A 1,257-nucleotide genomic window follows, 5' to 3' on the forward strand; every position below is an offset into this window, starting at 1 on the left:
GGAAAAAGGTATGTTTGACCTGAGTCCTGCAGGTTTTTTTTCAGTTCATTTTCAGGATTGTTCAGGAAATTGATAAGGTGGACATAGTTTATCATGTGGAATCTGACCAGAGCCACCATATTGGAGAAAGCCCAGTTCCTTTTGACTGTCTTTCGGACAACTTCCATGAGCAAAAGTGATATGAGCGAACACCAGATCTGGATTTCAATTGCATTCTGGTTATCGCCCAGGAAATATCTGAGTGGGAAGTTCTGTTTGAGCTTTTTGAAAAGGAGTTCAATCTGCCACCTGTGCTTATAAATCCCTGCAATAGTGGAGGCTTCCTGATCTAAGCTGTTTGTAAGAAAGACAAGGAGTTTTGAGTTTAGGTCGTCCCAATATGCAATCCTGCGGAGCCTCAAAGCCTGTTTTTCCCCATTTACAGTATAGGTGACCGTGATTGTTTCGTCTTTGAGGATATCCTGATCTTTGTCATCAGGAAGATCGGACTCATCCATACTTTGATAAATGGCATTCTCCCTCATTCTGGTGATAAAATAAATACCTCTGTCTGTCCACTGGGCGTATTGCAGATAATCGGTATAACCTTTATCCATGACTACATAAGAGCCGTCAGGAATATTGAGATGTTTGAGGAAGGTATGGTCATTGCGGCTTCCTTCGGTAAACCTGACCAGACAGGGCATCAGCTCGGCAGCATGGATCATTACATGTGCTTTGATCCCTCCTTTGCTTTTGCCGTCCTTTCGGGGTCTTCCCGCCACTTTGAGGATGTCCTTGAACAGACTGATTACCGTGGAATCAACGATAAAGAGTTTTTTGATTACTTCCATTTTCAATCGGCTGTCCGGTAAAATATGACGGTATTTTCCGAAAAGCTCCATGTAAATATCTTTAAACACTTCACTTGGCCGCTTGCTGTTCCCATCGGATATGGTGGATCTTTTGGGTGAAGACGGCATACCAATATGGATCAGTCTGTTTTGCCAGGCCAAAAGTCCCGTAGAAAGCTCTCTGAGAGAGGTTGCTCCACTGAAAGAACAGTACAGCATGGTGACTAAATGCTGCCAGGTGTCAAATTTTTTATAATACCTGTCAGATTGATGCCTAGCCTTGACCTTGGACAAAACTGACTTATCGATAAAAGAAAGAAGCTGTGAAAAAATCGGCTGTCCGAAGAAATGTGTATTTTTCATGTTCTGTATTACATGTTGTGGTAAACTGAAAATACAGAAAAAAGGGTAGGCTTCACAATGG

The 1,257-nt window shown here is 42.4% G+C and carries 1 protein-coding gene; it reads right to left on the bottom strand.

What is annotated here, in order from left to right:
• Positions 1-1,196, bottom strand: a 1,196-nt coding sequence (locus M3O96_RS21865; RefSeq protein ID WP_249725441.1) for an IS4 family transposase, incomplete at its 3' end; no start/stop codon positions are given.
• Positions 1,197-1,257 lie beyond the last annotated feature (61 nt).

Origin of the sequence: Aquiflexum sp. TKW24L, assembly GCF_023502205.1 — a bacterium.
In the GTDB taxonomy this organism is placed as follows: domain Bacteria; phylum Bacteroidota; class Bacteroidia; order Cytophagales; family Cyclobacteriaceae; genus Cognataquiflexum.